The organism is uncultured Paraglaciecola sp., assembly GCF_913020055.1.
GTDB lineage: Bacteria > Pseudomonadota > Gammaproteobacteria > Enterobacterales > Alteromonadaceae > Paraglaciecola.
Map to the genome: position 1 here is coordinate 1 of NZ_CAJWCF010000109.1, position 15,005 is coordinate 15,005.

The window sequence follows — 15,005 nt, forward strand, 5'->3', positions numbered from 1 at the left end:
CTAGCGATGAAATACCACCCAGATAGAACTCAGGGTGATAAAGCTATGGAAGAAAAATTCAAAGAAGTGCAAGAAGCACACGAAATGCTAACTGACTCGCAAAAACGCGCGGCTTATGATCAATATGGTCATGCCGGTGTTGATCCTAATCGCGGCGGTGGCGGTGGTCAGGGTGGCGACTTTGGCGATATTTTTGGTGATGTATTCGGCGATATTTTTGGTGGTGGACGGGGAGGCGGTGGTCGTCAATCTCGTGCTCGTCAAGGCTCTGATTTACGTTACAACTTAGAACTTTCACTTGAAGAAGCGGTAAAAGGCAAAAGTGTCGAAATTCGTGTACCTACACTTGTGGGTTGTGATACCTGTGATGGTTCAGGCGCGAAAAAAGGCTCAAGCCCAACAACTTGTCCCACTTGTCATGGACAAGGCCAAGTGCAAATGCGCCAAGGTTTCTTTGCTGTACAGCAAACTTGTCCCACTTGTTCGGGTAGAGGCAAGATCATCTCCGATCCGTGTAAACCTTGTCATGGTCAAGGCCGCGTAGAAAAAACTAAAACCTTATCGGTTAAAGTACCAGCCGGTGTTGATACAGGTGACAGAATTCGTCTATCTGGCGAAGGTGAAGCCGGTGAAATGGGCGCGCCAGCAGGTGATTTGTATGTACAAGTTCATGTGCGAGACCACAAGATTTTTACCCGTGAAGGTAATAACTTGTATTGCGAAGTGCCATTAAGTTTCACCAGAGCGGCATTAGGCGGTGACATTGAAGTGCCAACTTTAGAAGGTAAAGTTAAGTTAAAAGTTACTGCTGAAACCCAAACTGGGAAAATGTTCCGCTTGCGTAACAAAGGCGTTAAGTCAGTACGCAGTGGCAGTGTCGGTGACCTAATTTGTAAAGTGGTTATCGAAACTCCTGTTAACTTAAGTGTCAGCCAAAAAGAACTGCTAGAGCAACTAGAAAGTTCTATGGGAACAGGTAAAGATACTGCCAAAAATCGCCCGAAAGAAAGTGGCTTTTTTGATGGTGTGAAAAAGTTTTTTGATGATTTAACTAATTAATCGTTAATTGACTTTTTATCTACAAAAGGCCGCTTTAAAGCGGCCTTTTTGTTAGCTGTTGTCCCATCCCCAAAGTGCAAATGTAAAAGAGGCGCTTCAAATATGTTCGTTGAACACTAAACCTGTCAGAGCAATTTACTAACAATTAAGAATTTGAAGAATCTGCATCGCAGTAGTGATATGTTAACGTAACGGCATTAGTCGTCAGTGGCTAACGTTATGTATCGTATACGATTGAATAGAGGGGAGTATAAATGGAATCACAAAACCATTCGTTAGAGCAATTGTTTAAGCAACTTGGCCTAGCCAGCTCAGAGGCATCTATTGCAGAATTTATTAGTAAAAATGCGCCGATAGCCAGTGATGTTAAATTACATCAAGCAGCCTTTTGGTCGCCATCACAATCTTCATTTTTACAACAATCAAAAGCTGATGATGCTGATTGGTCTGAAATCGTAGATCAACTAGACACTATGTTACGTTAACGCTTAGTTTCATAGCTTGTTCTAACAGGCTAGAATAATTGCCTGTTGCTTGAGTCTTATTATCTTCGAACAATAAATTAAAGTATTTTAAAAGCCGCTAAATGTAGCGGCTTTTTATTACATCCAAGACTTTTGAGTAGACTCTACTTGATAAAGCCCTTCATCTATAAGCTTATAGGCTAACTTTTCAGGGAGCATAGGCACTTTAAGCGAGCCAGAGGCCAGAATAAATTTTACTGTGGCTAATTGCCTTTTCTTCATCAAAAAGTTTTGTTGGAACTGAGTCTGTTGAAGCTTGTAGGTTGGGAAACAATAATAGTCGACTCCAATTAGGCCTTTTCTCAGGTACACAAAGTTTTCATCTTTGGCGATCCCCCAGCGCTTCCAGCGTAAAACAACTAAACCACTTAGGACTACGAACAATCCACTTATCAAGGCTGCTATCATCAGTTTGTCATTCATCAGGGTAAAGCCTGCACTGATTAACCACAGGGGCATTAAGACATATACAATATTACGCCAAATAAAACGTTTGCTAATAGCTTCAAACCCATCATCACTGACTAGCGTATTGAGAATGTTGCCGGGGTAGGCATCATTTATCAGCGCTTGGCATTCATGGGGTTTGATGGACGGTACAATAATTTTGCTACTAGCAGCAGAGGTGTTCAAGTTGCTTGCAAAGGAGCTACTTTGTTCAAATTTGAGATTGATGCGTTTTAGCAGTACATCTAGCCAATCTTGTTTCTGGACTACCATTTGTAAGCGGCTTAAACGCATACTGACTTCGTGTTTAGTGAACAGTCCACTGCGCCTGATGTATTTGTCATCTAGCTTACTCAGTGTATAACCGTAAAAACTAATGATCGCGCCTATTACCGAAAAGCTGACTAATACAAACATGATCAGCATAGTCAGTGAAAGGGCGGCCAAGCCAACCTCGAGTAGAGAATGTGTTTGCAGGCTAAATAGGTCGCTTAAATCAATTCCTAAGGTTGTTAACCATTCGCCCATAGATTCGAATATGTTGTCATAAAAGGGTGCCAGTCCGCCCAAAAAAATCCAAATCCTGTTGCTGGTAATACCATGAATAACCAAGTCGGATAACTTTCGTTGATTAAGCTCAACTTCCTGTTTTTGACTATCTACTGAATCATTCTCAATCCCAGTTGTATCCGCAGACAAATTCTCTGTATCTAATGAAATGTCGTGCACATGGTTTTGAATGCGTGTTTTTAACTGTTGGGCAAAATCTAGTTTGATTGCCACCAACTTCGCTTCGTTTTTAGATGAACCTGCGGTGTCCAACTGTAAACAAGCATGGCCGGTAAGACGATAATAAATGGGTTGTTCAATTTTGACATTTTGTACCCGGGAAAATGGCAGGTTTAAATGTTTTTTGCTGAATATGCCCGAACGGATTTCGATATTGTCCTCAGTTAATCGGTAGCGATACACTTTAAAGCTGAGAAAAGCGAAAAGTGATAACAGCCCAAACGCCACTAAAATAGCGGGTAACCAGATATAAGGATGTTCAAGTACACTTTTATAACTGAAAGCAAACGCAGGGATAAGGTAGATAAAGTTACCTAGGAGGTGTTTGAACACACTGACCGCAAAATACAAAATGGCTACGGGCGATAAAACTTGCCAATCATCTAGGGTTTGTGACTTGTCAGCATTACTTAGGCTATCAGTGTCAATGTTATCAGTGGCAACGGAAGTGGTTTGGTTATCCATGTTTAACCACATCTTTATGCTGCAATATAAACTGGCGAAGTTGTAAGGCTATATCTACTGGTAGTCCAGGTATTTGGAAGGTATGCATCTCACCTCCGGCACTAAATACTTGTAACGTAGCTAAGCCGACTTTTCTTTCAATAGGGCCTCGTTTGAGCTCGATGTGCTGAATACGGGTAATAGGTTGGCTGACTATTTTTCTAAAAAATAAACCACTTGAATAATGTAGATCTGATTCTCTAAGGGCATACGATTTCACTTGATCTTGCGCATGACTGAACCAAGTGCCTAAAAAGCCTAATATAGCCACAGCCCAAATGATGTAGGGTAATACATTAAGCAAACCATTTGGTAATGGGATAAAAGGTTGAAAATAAATGGCCAAACCCAAGACACAAACAAACAGGGTAACGCATAAGTTAATTAAACGATTTAGCGGTGCGTATTGCTCAGATAGGGATTGTGTATCTAGGCTCTGTATTGCTGGTAACTGGTTAATAGGCTCGTTTAGGTTGGTAAAGCTACTTTCTAACATGGGTAATCCAAATAAACAGTGATAACAATGAGTATATTGAGTTTAATACTACCCGACTTTAAAGCTAAGTGCTGCTTTCCTTATGCGAAGCTGAGGTTAGTTATACAAAAAAGTTACCTTTTCCTTTACTGCATCAAAGACATAATTAAGGCACAATCTATCCATAAATTACTAATAAAAAAATGAATTAAACACTATGAATAATATTGCTATTTTCGGTGCCAATGGCCGCATGGGCAGAGTCTTGATAGAAGCTATCGAGCTCAGTGTGGACGACAAATTGACCGCTGCTGGCGTGCGAGCTACCTCTTCTTTAGTAGGAATAGATGTAGGAGAGCTCGCAGGTATAGGTAAAAAAGGCTTGTTGGTGAGCGCCGATCTATCTGCAAACATCCAACAAATAGACGTTTTGATTGATTTTACTTTACCAGCTGCTCTACCAGACAACCTGAATTTTTGTGTGGCACACAACAAACCCATCATCATTGGCACTACAGGCTTGAATACACAGCAAAAGGCCGCGTTGGATTCTGCAGCAAAACATATCCCTATTGTTTTTGCAGCGAACTATAGTATAGGGGTGAATCTGATGCTGAATTTAGTCAGAAAAGCAGCAGCAGTTATGGCCGATACTGCTGATATTGAGATCTTGGAAGCCCATCATCGATTTAAAAAGGATGCGCCTTCAGGCACTGCAATGGCGATTGGTGAAGCCATTGCTGATGAAATTGGACGAGACTTATCTGAATGTGCGGTTTACGGCAGGGAAGGTGAAACAGGTGAACGAGACCATCAAACTATAGGGTTTGCCACAGTAAGGGCAGGTGATGTAGTAGGCGAACATACCGCATTGTTTGCCGATATCGGTGAAAGGTTGGAGATCACGCACAAGGCATCAAGTCGATTAACCTTTGCTAAAGGCGCAGTCAAAGCGGCGAGTTGGGTAATTGATAAACCAGCAGGTTTGTACGATATGGAAGACGTATTAGGCTTTAAATAAGCAAAATGTTCGGTTAAGAACAGTTGTTTTTAGCCCTTATGTATAAAAAGTATGATGAAACGGTTATTTATGCATTTTTTGTAAATGTGAATAGACCTGAAACACCCTAGTATGTATAATATTGCGAATTTGCCAAAATTCAGTGCGGTCGTTTAGATTTCACTTTAAAATAATTTGCAAATTGACTAAATATTCATGTAAATCAACTGTTTATATGGATATCTACGGACTCTGCTAATTGTCTTGAAAAGTCAGAGTCCTAGGTTAAAACTGTTTAATATCTAACCTGGAGGTTGATTTGGCTATTTCTGCCCTTTTAGTACTTGAAGATGGCTCTGTCTTTAAAGGTACTGCAATTGGAGCTTCTGGTGTGTCGGTTGGCGAGGTGGTATTTAATACCTCAATGACAGGTTATCAGGAAATTCTAACTGACCCGTCTTATGCAGAACAAATTGTCACTCTTACTTACCCGCATATTGGTAATACGGGGATAAATTCTGAAGATTGTGAATCAAATAAAATTTGGGCCAAAGGCCTTATTATTCGTGACTTACCGTTACTCCTTAGTAATTTTCGCAGCGAACAAAGTCTATCTGACTATCTAGAAGAGAATAATATTCTGGGTATTGCAGATATAGATACGCGTAGATTAACGCGAATTTTGCGTGATAAAGGTGCTCAGAATGGTTGCATTATTGCCAGCAACACTCTTGATGATATTCCATTAGATGAATCTGTCGCTTTAGCAAAAGCACAAGCTTTTGCGGGCTTAAAAGGTTTGGATTTGGCCAAGGAAGTGACCTGCGATGAATCTTACCAATGGTTAGATGGAAGCTGGGTGTTAGGTGAAGGTTATCAAACCGGATTAGAAAACCCAGAGTTTCACGTGGTTGCTTATGATTTTGGTGTGAAACGCAATATTTTACGTATGTTGGTTGACCGTGGTTGTAAGTTGACTGTGGTTCCAGCCAAAACAACGGCTGATGAAGTCTTAGCCTTAAAACCTGATGGGGTGTTTTTATCAAATGGCCCGGGTGATCCAGAACCTTGTGATTATGCGGTTAAGGCGATTAAACAACTATTAGACAAATCTATTCCTATTTTTGGTATCTGTTTAGGTCATCAGTTACTAGCACTCGCTAGTGGTGCAAGAACAGTCAAAATGAAATTCGGTCATCATGGTGCTAACCATCCTGTTAAGGATATCAAAGGCGAGCGCGTTATGATTACCAGTCAAAACCATGGGTTTGCTGTTGATGAAGATAATTTGCCGAATACTTTAGAAGTGACTCATGTGTCATTATTTGATAAATCTTTGCAAGGTATTCATCGAACAGACAAGCCAGCATTTAGTTTTCAGGGGCACCCAGAAGCAAGCCCAGGGCCACATGATGCAGCACCCTTATTTGACCATTTTATCGAGTTGATGCAGCAGAGCCGATAACGCGCGCACCAGTTAAAGTACAAGAAATTAGTAGAGTAATTAGAGACATGCCAAAACGTACCGACATAAAAAGCATCTTGATTTTAGGCGCAGGCCCTATCGTAATAGGCCAAGCCTGTGAGTTCGATTATTCAGGTGCACAAGCTTGTAAAGCTTTGCGCGAAGAAGGTTACCGAGTGATCTTGGTGAATTCAAATCCAGCCACCATTATGACCGATCCTGAAATGGCGGATGCCACGTATATTGAGCCAATCCACTGGGAAGTGGTGAAAAAGATCATCGAAAAAGAACGCCCAGATGCAGTATTGCCGACTATGGGTGGACAAACGGCTCTAAACTGCGCACTTGATTTAAACAAGTTCGGTGTGCTTGAAGAGTTTGGCGTTGAAATGATCGGTGCTACTGCCGATGCCATTGATAAAGCTGAAGATCGCGAACGTTTTGATAAAGCCATGAAGTCTATTGGTTTAGCTTGTCCTCATGCTGAGATTGCTCACACTATTGAACAGGCTTTTGATGTCAGTACGCGTATTGGTTTCCCTTGTATTATTCGCCCGTCTTTCACTATGGGGGGGTCTGGTGGCGGTATTGCTTACAATAAGCAAGAGTTTGAAGAAATCTGCCGTCGCGGATTAGACTTATCACCTACCAGTGAATTGTTGATTGATGAATCATTAATTGGTTGGAAAGAATACGAAATGGAAGTGGTCAGAGACAAAGCTGACAACTGCATCATAGTCTGTACCATTGAAAATATTGATCCTATGGGTGTTCACACTGGTGATTCTATTACTGTTGCGCCAGCTCAAACGTTGACCGACAAAGAATTTCAAATCATGCGTAACGCAGCTATTGCGGTATTACGTGAGATTGGTGTTGAAACCGGTGGTTCTAACGTGCAGTTTGGTGTTGATCCCCAAACTGGCCGCTTAGTGGTTATAGAAATGAACCCAAGGGTGTCTCGATCTTCAGCATTGGCCTCAAAAGCAACGGGTTTCCCTATTGCTAAAGTGGCAGCTAAATTAGCTATTGGATATACACTCGATGAGTTAGCCAATGATATTACTGGTGGATTAACCCCAGCATCGTTCGAACCTACTATCGACTATGTGGTAACAAAAATACCACGTTTCAACTTTGAAAAATTTGCCGGTGCAAACGACCGTTTAACCACACAAATGAAATCTGTTGGCGAGGTAATGGCCATTGGGCGTAACCAACAAGAATCACTACAAAAAGCGTTGCGTGGATTAGAAGTTGGCGTGAATGGCCTAGATTCGATAATTGATATTACTGCGCCAGATGCGAGAGTCACTATCATTCGTGAATTGCGCGAGCCGGGTGCTGAACGTATTTGGTACATAGGCGATGCGATGCGTATGGGTATGTCAGTGGATGAAATATTTGAATTAACCAATATCGATAGATGGTATTTGGTGCAAATTGAAGAATTGATCATCCTTGAACAACAAATGCATGAGTCTGGTTTATCTTCAATCGACAAAGATTTAATGAACATACTCAAACGTAAAGGTTTTGCTGATTCTAGAATTGCTGAATTAACTGGTGTAGATGAATCTGACGTACGCGAAGTGCGTAGAGGATTTGATATTCATCCAGTCTACAAACGTGTAGATACCTGTGCTGCAGAGTTTTCTTCTGATACCGCTTATATGTATTCTACTTACGATGAAGAGTGTGAAGCTAACCCAACTGACAATGACAAGATCATGGTGTTAGGCGGTGGTCCAAATCGTATAGGGCAGGGCATTGAGTTTGATTATTGCTGTGTACATGCTGCATTAGCGTTACGTGAGGATGGTTACGAAACCATCATGGTTAACTGTAACCCAGAAACAGTATCTACCGATTACGATACCTCTGACCGTTTGTATTTCGAATCAGTGACATTAGAAGACGTGTTAGAAATTGTACGCATTGAAAAGCCTAAAGGCGTAATCGTGCAATACGGTGGACAAACTCCACTTAAATTGGCCCGCGAATTAGAAGCCGCTGGTGTACCTATTATTGGTACCTCACCAGATGCCATAGATAAAGCTGAAGATCGTGAACGTTTTCAAAAAATGGTTAACAAACTTAACCTTAAACAACCTGCAAATGCCACGGTTAGAAATCTAGAAGAAGCCTTAGTGGCAGCCGACAAAATTGGCTTCCCATTGGTAGTGCGTCCTTCTTATGTTTTAGGTGGTCGTGCAATGGAAATTGTTTACGACATTAACGACCTTAAACGTTACTTAAGCAATGCAGTGAAAGTGTCTAACGACTCACCAGTATTGTTAGATCGCTTCTTAGATGATGCGATTGAAGTCGACGTTGATGCTATTTGCGACGGTAAAGACGTGGTAATTGGTGGCATTATGGAGCACATCGAACAAGCAGGGGTTCACTCTGGTGACTCTGCCTGTTCATTACCACCTTATTCTCTTAGTGCTGAAGTACAAGATGTGATGCGTGAACAAGTAAAAGCCATGGCATTGGAATTAGGTGTTATTGGTTTAATGAATACCCAATTTGCAGTTAAAGATGGCCAAGTATATTTGATTGAAGTGAATCCGCGTGCTGCCAGAACTGTGCCTTTCGTATCAAAAGCAACGGGTATGCCTCTTGCCAAAATTGGTGCACGAGCTATGGCTGGTCAGTCTTTAGTTTCGCAAGGTATTACTAAAGAAATTATCCCGCCGTTTTATTCTGTTAAGGAAGTAGTATTACCTTTTGCTAAATTCCAAGGTGTTGATCCATTACTCGGACCAGAAATGCGTTCAACAGGTGAAGTGATGGGTGTTGGTGAAAGTTTTGAAGAGGCGTATGCAAAAGCCAATTTAGGAGCAAGTCAGCCTATCCCCGTTGGTGGTAAAGCATTGTTGTCAGTTCGCTTGAACGACAAAAACCGCGTAATCGAACTTGGCCAAGCTATGTTATCTAAAGGGTTTACTTTAGAAGCCACTAAAGGCACGGCGACTGTGTTAAATAAAGCCGGTGTTGAATGTAGCGTAGTGAATAAACTTAGCGAAGGTCGACCTAACATAGTAGATGCCATCAAAAATGGTGAATATTGCTACATAGTGAATACCACTGAAGGTCGCCAAGCGATTGATGATTCTGTGTATATTCGTAAAGAAGCGTTATTGAACAAAGTGGCTTATACCACCACAATGAACGCCGCTTTTGCTACAGTTAACGCTAACAAAGCCGATGACAGAGCACGTGTGACTTCAGTACAAGAGCTACACAAGCGTATTCACTAACATCGACAAGCAAAGTATAAGCTGAGTTTCAGTTTGTCCTTTGCTTGAAAAGTCGTTTTTAGTACCCATTAGATTGAATTAGATAACAAAAATAAGAGAGTTGTTGATATGACGTTATATCCAATGACAGCTAAAGGAGCAGAATTGCTCCGTGAAGAGTTGAAATATTTAAAGACAGTTAAAAGACCAGAAATAGTGAAGTCTATTGCTGAAGCTAGAGAACACGGCGACTTGAAAGAAAACGCCGAGTATCATGCTGCTCGTGAGCAACAAAGTTTTTGTGAAGGACGCCTGCAAGATATTGAAGGTAAGCTGTCTAACATACAAATTATTGATGTCACCAAAATGACCAATAACGGCAAAGTAATCTTTGGCACCACTGTGACTATTATCAATTTAGAAACAGACGAAGAAATCACCTACAAAATAGTAGGTCAGGATGAAGCCGATATTAAGAACAACTTGATCTCAGTAGGCTCACCTATCGCCCGTGGATTGATTGGTAAATCCCTAGATGACGTAGTTAATATTCAAACCCCTAAAGGTAAGATTGAGTTTGAAATTATTGCTGTGGAATATGTCTAATTGATAGGACTTCAATATTCAATTTAATTAGAACGAGGCTATAGGCCTCGTTTTTTTGTTTTAGGAGATAAATATGAATAGAAAATTGATATCTAGTGGCTCTGAATTTGAAAGCAAAATTGGTTACTCCCGTGCAGTAGTAGATGGCGACTATGTTTTTGTCTCAGGTACTACGGGTTACAACTATGCTGATATGTCGATTTCAGAAAACGTCGCAAACCAAACCCAACAATGTTTGCAGAATATAGAACAAGCTCTTATTGAAGCGGGGAGTGGGCTTAAACATGTAGTAAGAGTGACCTACATATTACCCAACAAACACGACTTTGATGCCTGTTGGCCACTGCTTAATCAGTACTTTGGTGAAATCAGGCCCGCAGCCACTATGTTTGAAGCAGGCTTGATAGATGAAAAATGAAGATTGAGATACAAGTTACCGCTAGGGTGGCGGGTGTTGAGTAATTTGTAATAGCTACACCCAGTTATGTACTCAATAATGTTTGGTAACTTAATTGAGTATATTTTCTTGATGAATTTAAAACACATAACAGCAAGCACTACTTAGTCCGCTAGTTTGGTGTTATGTTTAAGTCTTAGGCAGATTACTAAGGAGAGTATATTTTGGTCATAAGAATATTAGGACTAATCGTAGGTTTGTTGTTTTTAATTTTAATGCCAATCATGGTGTATTCTGGCCAGCAAAGTGTCATTGAGGGCCTGTCTTCAATGGTAATTGGCATGTTGTTCATAATTTATGGTGTTAAAGGTAATAAAGGCCTACTTAAAATATTACCTAAAAATGTCAATATAAAGCTGTGGTAATGACACCTGACAAGTTGCCAAAAGTTAGCTAAACAACCTTAACAATTTTACGTTATGGGCAAGGAACCTTCATTTATTCTTTCCATGGTTTATTTCTCAGTTAAATCAGTCGGATAGACAGCCATCGTAAAATTTTGCTACAAAACAACCCCAGTCATTATGGAAGTAATTTTTTATGTCTCAATTATTAAGTAAAAGCCTTGTGTTAAGTACATTGGTCTTAATTTTTCTTACAACAAGTTGTGGCTTATATGCTCAGGGATCAAGTTCGCTAAAAACCATTAAGATTGCTAATGATCAGCGAAATTACCGTTTATTTATTCCGTCTACTTACTCTGCAGATAATGCCTATCCATTGATACTTAATTTTCACGGTACTAACGCTCATCCGGATACACAAGTGGAGTTGTCCGAATTCGAAACCTTGGCTGAAATTGAACGTTTTATAGTGGTTTCGCCACTTGCCTTATTCAAACGTAAAACCGATGGGCCCATTACATGGAATGTTAATCTCAAAAAAGGCCCGGATGATGTGTTGTTTATTCGCCAGCTTATCGAGACATTAAAACAACAGTTTTCAATAGATGCCACACAGATTTTTGCGACAGGTTTTTCTGGAGGGGCTCGTATGAGTAGTCGATTAGCTTGTGACCTGTCTTTAACTATTGCCGCTATTGGTCCTGTGGCGGGTATTAGGTATCCAAAGGATTGCAAACCTTCTCGTGGGGTGCCAACTATTACTTTTCACGGTGAAAAGGATAGGGTTAATCACTATGCTCTTCGAAGTGATTCGCCTGTGTATTGGCAAATGGGGGTTGAGGATGCATTAGCTGGTTGGGTAAATAACAATCAGTGCCAGTCGATTACCCAAACTCAACATTCTCCATCAGTCGAATTTATCCAATATAGAAACTGCAAAAGTAATGCTGATATTGATTTTTATCGCTCAACTGAGGCGGGACACACTTGGCCAGGATCGCCTATGGCTGAAAAATTAAGTGAATATGGTTTAGGTAAAACGGAAGAAAATCTGCCTGCTTCGCATTTGATTTGGCAATTTTTCAAACGTCATCCATTACCCAAATAGGGTATACAGAACAACAACCTGAGGATACTTAGAAATTTGAATGATAACGGTATAGCTAGGATGCCGAGCAGGCTTAATAAAACGCTAAACAAAACAAATACCCTTCATCCCGCTTTATAAAGTAAGTTATTTCTAATAAATCGCACCAGTTTATTCATAAGTTGTTGGTGTTATGTTTTGCTTTAAGACAGATACTCGCAAACACATTAAGCCCTTCTTCGACTCTGTCATCCCAAGGCAACCCATAACTCAATCGAATACAGTGTTGATAACGATTGCTAGGGGAAAACAAGGTGCCTGGACTCACGCTTATATTTTGTTGTAAAGCGAGTTGAAACACCTCAGCGCTATTGATGGACTTATCGAACTCTAGCCATAATACGGCGCCACCTTTGGGGTCGCTGATACGAGCGTTGTCACCTAATAGTTGTTGTAATTTGTTGCGCATACGTGATTTGTTGGTGAGTAACACGCTGCGCAATTGGCTGAGATATCGCTCGTAATCGCCGGTTCTAACAAACTCAAAAAGTGTAATTTGGTTCATATGTGAAGACGAAGATGACATTGCGCGTTTTATCTGAACACATTTTTGACTAAATTTATGGGTGGCTATCCAGCCAATGCGATAGGCTGGCGCAGCGGTTTTTGAAAAAGAGCTACAGGTGATCACTAAACCCTTTTTACTGTATTTTTGTGCCGGTGTGCCACGCTTTTCAGTGAAATATAGATCTCCATACACATCATCTTCGATTAAGGGGATGTCGTTTTTCTCTAACAATTCGACTATTTGTTGTTTGGCATCATCTGCTAATACACAACCCATGGGGTTGGCGATAGTGCTTGAAAAAACACAGGCTTTGACTGGATGTATATTTATGGCCTTTTGCAAGTCTTGCACTGTTAACCCGTCTTCTGGACAAATAGGCACTTCTAACGCCAACATACCAAGGTTTTCAATTAATTCTAAAATACCAAAATAGCAAGGCGACTCAACGGCAATCACATCACCAGCTTTAGCGACGGATTGTAATGCTATATTCAGCGCCTCTTGCGCTCCGTTGGTGATAATAATGTCATCTGGGCCTAAGGTGAGGGCGTATTCCATATAACTAAAAGCCAGTTGTCTTCGCAGTGGTTCGTAGCCGGCTACAGGTCCATAAAATAGAGCTTTATCTCCCATCACAGACATAACCCGTCGCATGGTGCGATTTAAGGTCTTAGTGATAGGTAACACCGCTACAGGGTTAGCCACACCTAGGGGTAAGTTTTGAGTTTGATGAATCGACTTAAACACGTCTTCGATTAATTGTTGGCGACTCACAGCAATAGGTTTACTCGGTAAACGGGCTTTCTTAGGTTGCACTGATTTGTTTTGTTGTGTGAGAAAATATCCAGACTTAGGTTTGGCTAATACTAATCCTTGTCGCTCTAATTCGATGTAAGCTTGTTTAACTGTGGGTATACTGACCGAAAGAGAGTTGGATAAGTTACGTAAAGACGGCAGCTTTTGCCCCGCTTGCAACGTACCATTGACACGCATCTCTGTTATCAAATTGATGACTTGCTGATACAAATAAGTATTGGATTCTCTTAAGGTGGAGGTAGTCATAATTTAGTATCATCTCAATCTGTATAGGTTGTATTTCTAATTAACTGTATCTGTTTAGTATGCAGTTTACGAGGTAAATTAGCTTTGTGTTCTTTAGTAAAGGAAAGTAATAGAAAATGAGAAGCGCGGTTTTATATGTTCTCACAGTACTGATTTGGGGCTCTACATGGTTAGCCATCGAGTTTCAATTGGGTGTGGTTGCGCCTGAAGTATCGCTCGTTTACCGTTTTTCCATTGCGGCGTTATTGATGTGGGGATATTGTTTATTTGCAAAATTGCCTATGCAGTTCAGCCTTAAAAATCATATTTTCTTTATGTTATTAGCCTGTTGTAACTTTGGCTTTAATTATTTGATTTTGTATTGGGCACAAGACTACCTAACCTCGGCTATGACCTCCATTGCGTTCTCTACGTTATTAGTGATGAACATTATTAATACCCGTATATTTTTTGGTAACCCAATTGCTCCACGTATTTTTATTGGTGCCTTATTAGGCCTAGCCGGTATTGTTGGATTGTTTTGGCAAGACGTTAAAACGCTGGATATTGCCAGTGAAGCCATGATTGGATTAGGGCTGTCGCTAGGTGGCACTTTTGTCGCCTCATTGGGCAATATGACCAGTGTGCGAAATTCTAAAAACAATATTGGTATTATGCAGGGCAATGCTTGGGGCATGTTATACGGAAGTGTATTTTTGCTCGCTTATACTCTGATAAACGGCTCTGAATTTAGCCTAGACACTAGGCTGCCGTATATTGCATCTCTGTTGTATTTAAGTGTATTTGGTACCGTTATCGCGTTTGCCTGTTATTTTGTATTGTTGAAGGACATCGGCCCAGAAAAAGCCAGTTATGCCGTGGTGTTATTTCCCGTAGTAGCGGTAACGCTGAGCATGATGTTTGAAGGGGTTATTTGGCAAACCAGCACTGTGATTGGGTTTGTATTAGTACTCACAGGTAATGTGATAGTGCTTACGCCGATTGATAAAATTAAAGCCTTGTTGGGTGTTAATAAGGTGATTGAACAAAGCTCTAGTTGTTATACCATTCCGCATAAAGAAGTGACCTCTCAGCGAGATTTTAAAAGGACTTAATCAAGGCGCTTGAATGAAGTAATAGTTATTCTATTGCGAATTCGAGCAACGCAGAGTAAGTCCTTTTAAAACTCGCCCTAAAGGGAAAGCACCAGCCATTCTTGCGCTTCGTTCCCACTACTTGAAAGGGATTAACCATTACTGCATAGTGACGCCTTACGCAAAAATGGCTGGTGCATTCTGAGTGGTCAGTTCTTTATACGGATTAATGGTATGGACCCTCTCCTCCCATAACGGCTTCAAATGAGCCAAGATAGTGGTTGTTAAAATCGACTATCA

General features: G+C 40.8%; 13 protein-coding genes. 10 read left to right on the top strand and 3 right to left on the bottom strand.

Features of this window, described 5'->3' with window-relative positions:
- Positions 1-1,059 (top strand): molecular chaperone DnaJ (gene dnaJ / locus QZ488_RS18440; protein ID WP_293751487.1); only part of this gene is annotated, 1,059 nt, incomplete at its 5' end.
- 254 nt (positions 1,060-1,313) lie between these two features.
- Positions 1,314-1,544 carry a DUF2789 domain-containing protein gene (locus QZ488_RS18445; RefSeq protein ID WP_293751488.1) on the top strand — a complete coding sequence of 77 codons (231 nt, stop codon included), beginning with the start codon at positions 1,314-1,316 and terminating at the stop codon, positions 1,542-1,544.
- A 117-nt stretch (positions 1,545-1,661) separates the two neighbouring features.
- Here QZ488_RS18445 and QZ488_RS18450 read toward each other — a convergent pair whose 3' ends face one another.
- Complete coding sequence (locus tag QZ488_RS18450) at positions 1,662-3,284, bottom strand: PH domain-containing protein (protein ID WP_293751489.1); 1,623 nt, start codon at positions 3,282-3,284, stop codon at positions 1,662-1,664.
- On the bottom strand, positions 3,277-3,819 hold the full coding sequence (locus tag QZ488_RS18455) for a PH domain-containing protein (protein WP_293751490.1): 543 nt from the start codon (positions 3,817-3,819) through the stop codon (positions 3,277-3,279). The genes QZ488_RS18450 and QZ488_RS18455 overlap by 8 nt, the downstream gene beginning before the upstream one ends.
- Positions 3,820-4,015: 196 nt before the next feature.
- On the opposite strand from QZ488_RS18455, the gene dapB reads away from it, so the two are divergent.
- From dapB to QZ488_RS18490, 7 genes are all read left to right on the top strand, one after another.
- Positions 4,016-4,819: a 4-hydroxy-tetrahydrodipicolinate reductase gene (gene dapB / locus QZ488_RS18460; protein ID WP_293751491.1), complete on the top strand. Its 804-nt coding sequence runs from the start codon at positions 4,016-4,018 to the stop codon at positions 4,817-4,819.
- A gap of 298 nt (positions 4,820-5,117) precedes the next feature.
- The gene (gene carA / locus QZ488_RS18465) at positions 5,118-6,263 is read left to right on the top strand and encodes a glutamine-hydrolyzing carbamoyl-phosphate synthase small subunit (protein WP_293751492.1); all 1,146 of its coding nucleotides are present in this window, start codon (positions 5,118-5,120) and stop codon (positions 6,261-6,263) included.
- Between the two features lie 47 nt (positions 6,264-6,310).
- Complete coding sequence (gene carB / locus QZ488_RS18470; RefSeq protein WP_293751493.1) at positions 6,311-9,529, top strand: carbamoyl-phosphate synthase large subunit; 3,219 nt, start codon at positions 6,311-6,313, stop codon at positions 9,527-9,529.
- Positions 9,530-9,637: 108 nt separating this feature from the next.
- Positions 9,638-10,114 (top strand): transcription elongation factor GreA, encoded by a 477-nt coding sequence (gene greA, locus QZ488_RS18475; RefSeq protein ID WP_293751494.1) that lies wholly within the window; start codon positions 9,638-9,640, stop codon positions 10,112-10,114.
- 73 nt (positions 10,115-10,187) lie between these two features.
- Positions 10,188-10,532: a RidA family protein gene (locus QZ488_RS18480; protein WP_293751496.1), complete on the top strand. Its 345-nt coding sequence runs from the start codon at positions 10,188-10,190 to the stop codon at positions 10,530-10,532.
- Positions 10,533-10,735: 203 nt separating this feature from the next.
- Complete coding sequence (locus QZ488_RS18485) at positions 10,736-10,936, top strand: hypothetical protein (RefSeq protein ID WP_293751498.1); 201 nt, start codon at positions 10,736-10,738, stop codon at positions 10,934-10,936.
- A 175-nt stretch (positions 10,937-11,111) separates the two neighbouring features.
- A complete protein-coding gene (locus tag QZ488_RS18490) occupies positions 11,112-12,023 on the top strand; it encodes a PHB depolymerase family esterase (protein WP_293751500.1) in 912 nt (303 codons plus the stop codon).
- 154 nt (positions 12,024-12,177) lie between these two features.
- Here QZ488_RS18490 and QZ488_RS18495 read toward each other — a convergent pair whose 3' ends face one another.
- Positions 12,178-13,632: a PLP-dependent aminotransferase family protein gene (locus QZ488_RS18495; RefSeq protein WP_293751502.1), complete on the bottom strand. Its 1,455-nt coding sequence runs from the start codon at positions 13,630-13,632 to the stop codon at positions 12,178-12,180.
- Between the two features lie 116 nt (positions 13,633-13,748).
- Here QZ488_RS18495 and QZ488_RS18500 point away from each other — a divergent pair, with 116 nt between their 5' ends.
- Complete coding sequence (locus QZ488_RS18500) at positions 13,749-14,726, top strand: EamA family transporter (RefSeq protein ID WP_293751504.1); 978 nt, start codon at positions 13,749-13,751, stop codon at positions 14,724-14,726.
- Positions 14,727-15,005: the final 279 nt, after the last annotated feature.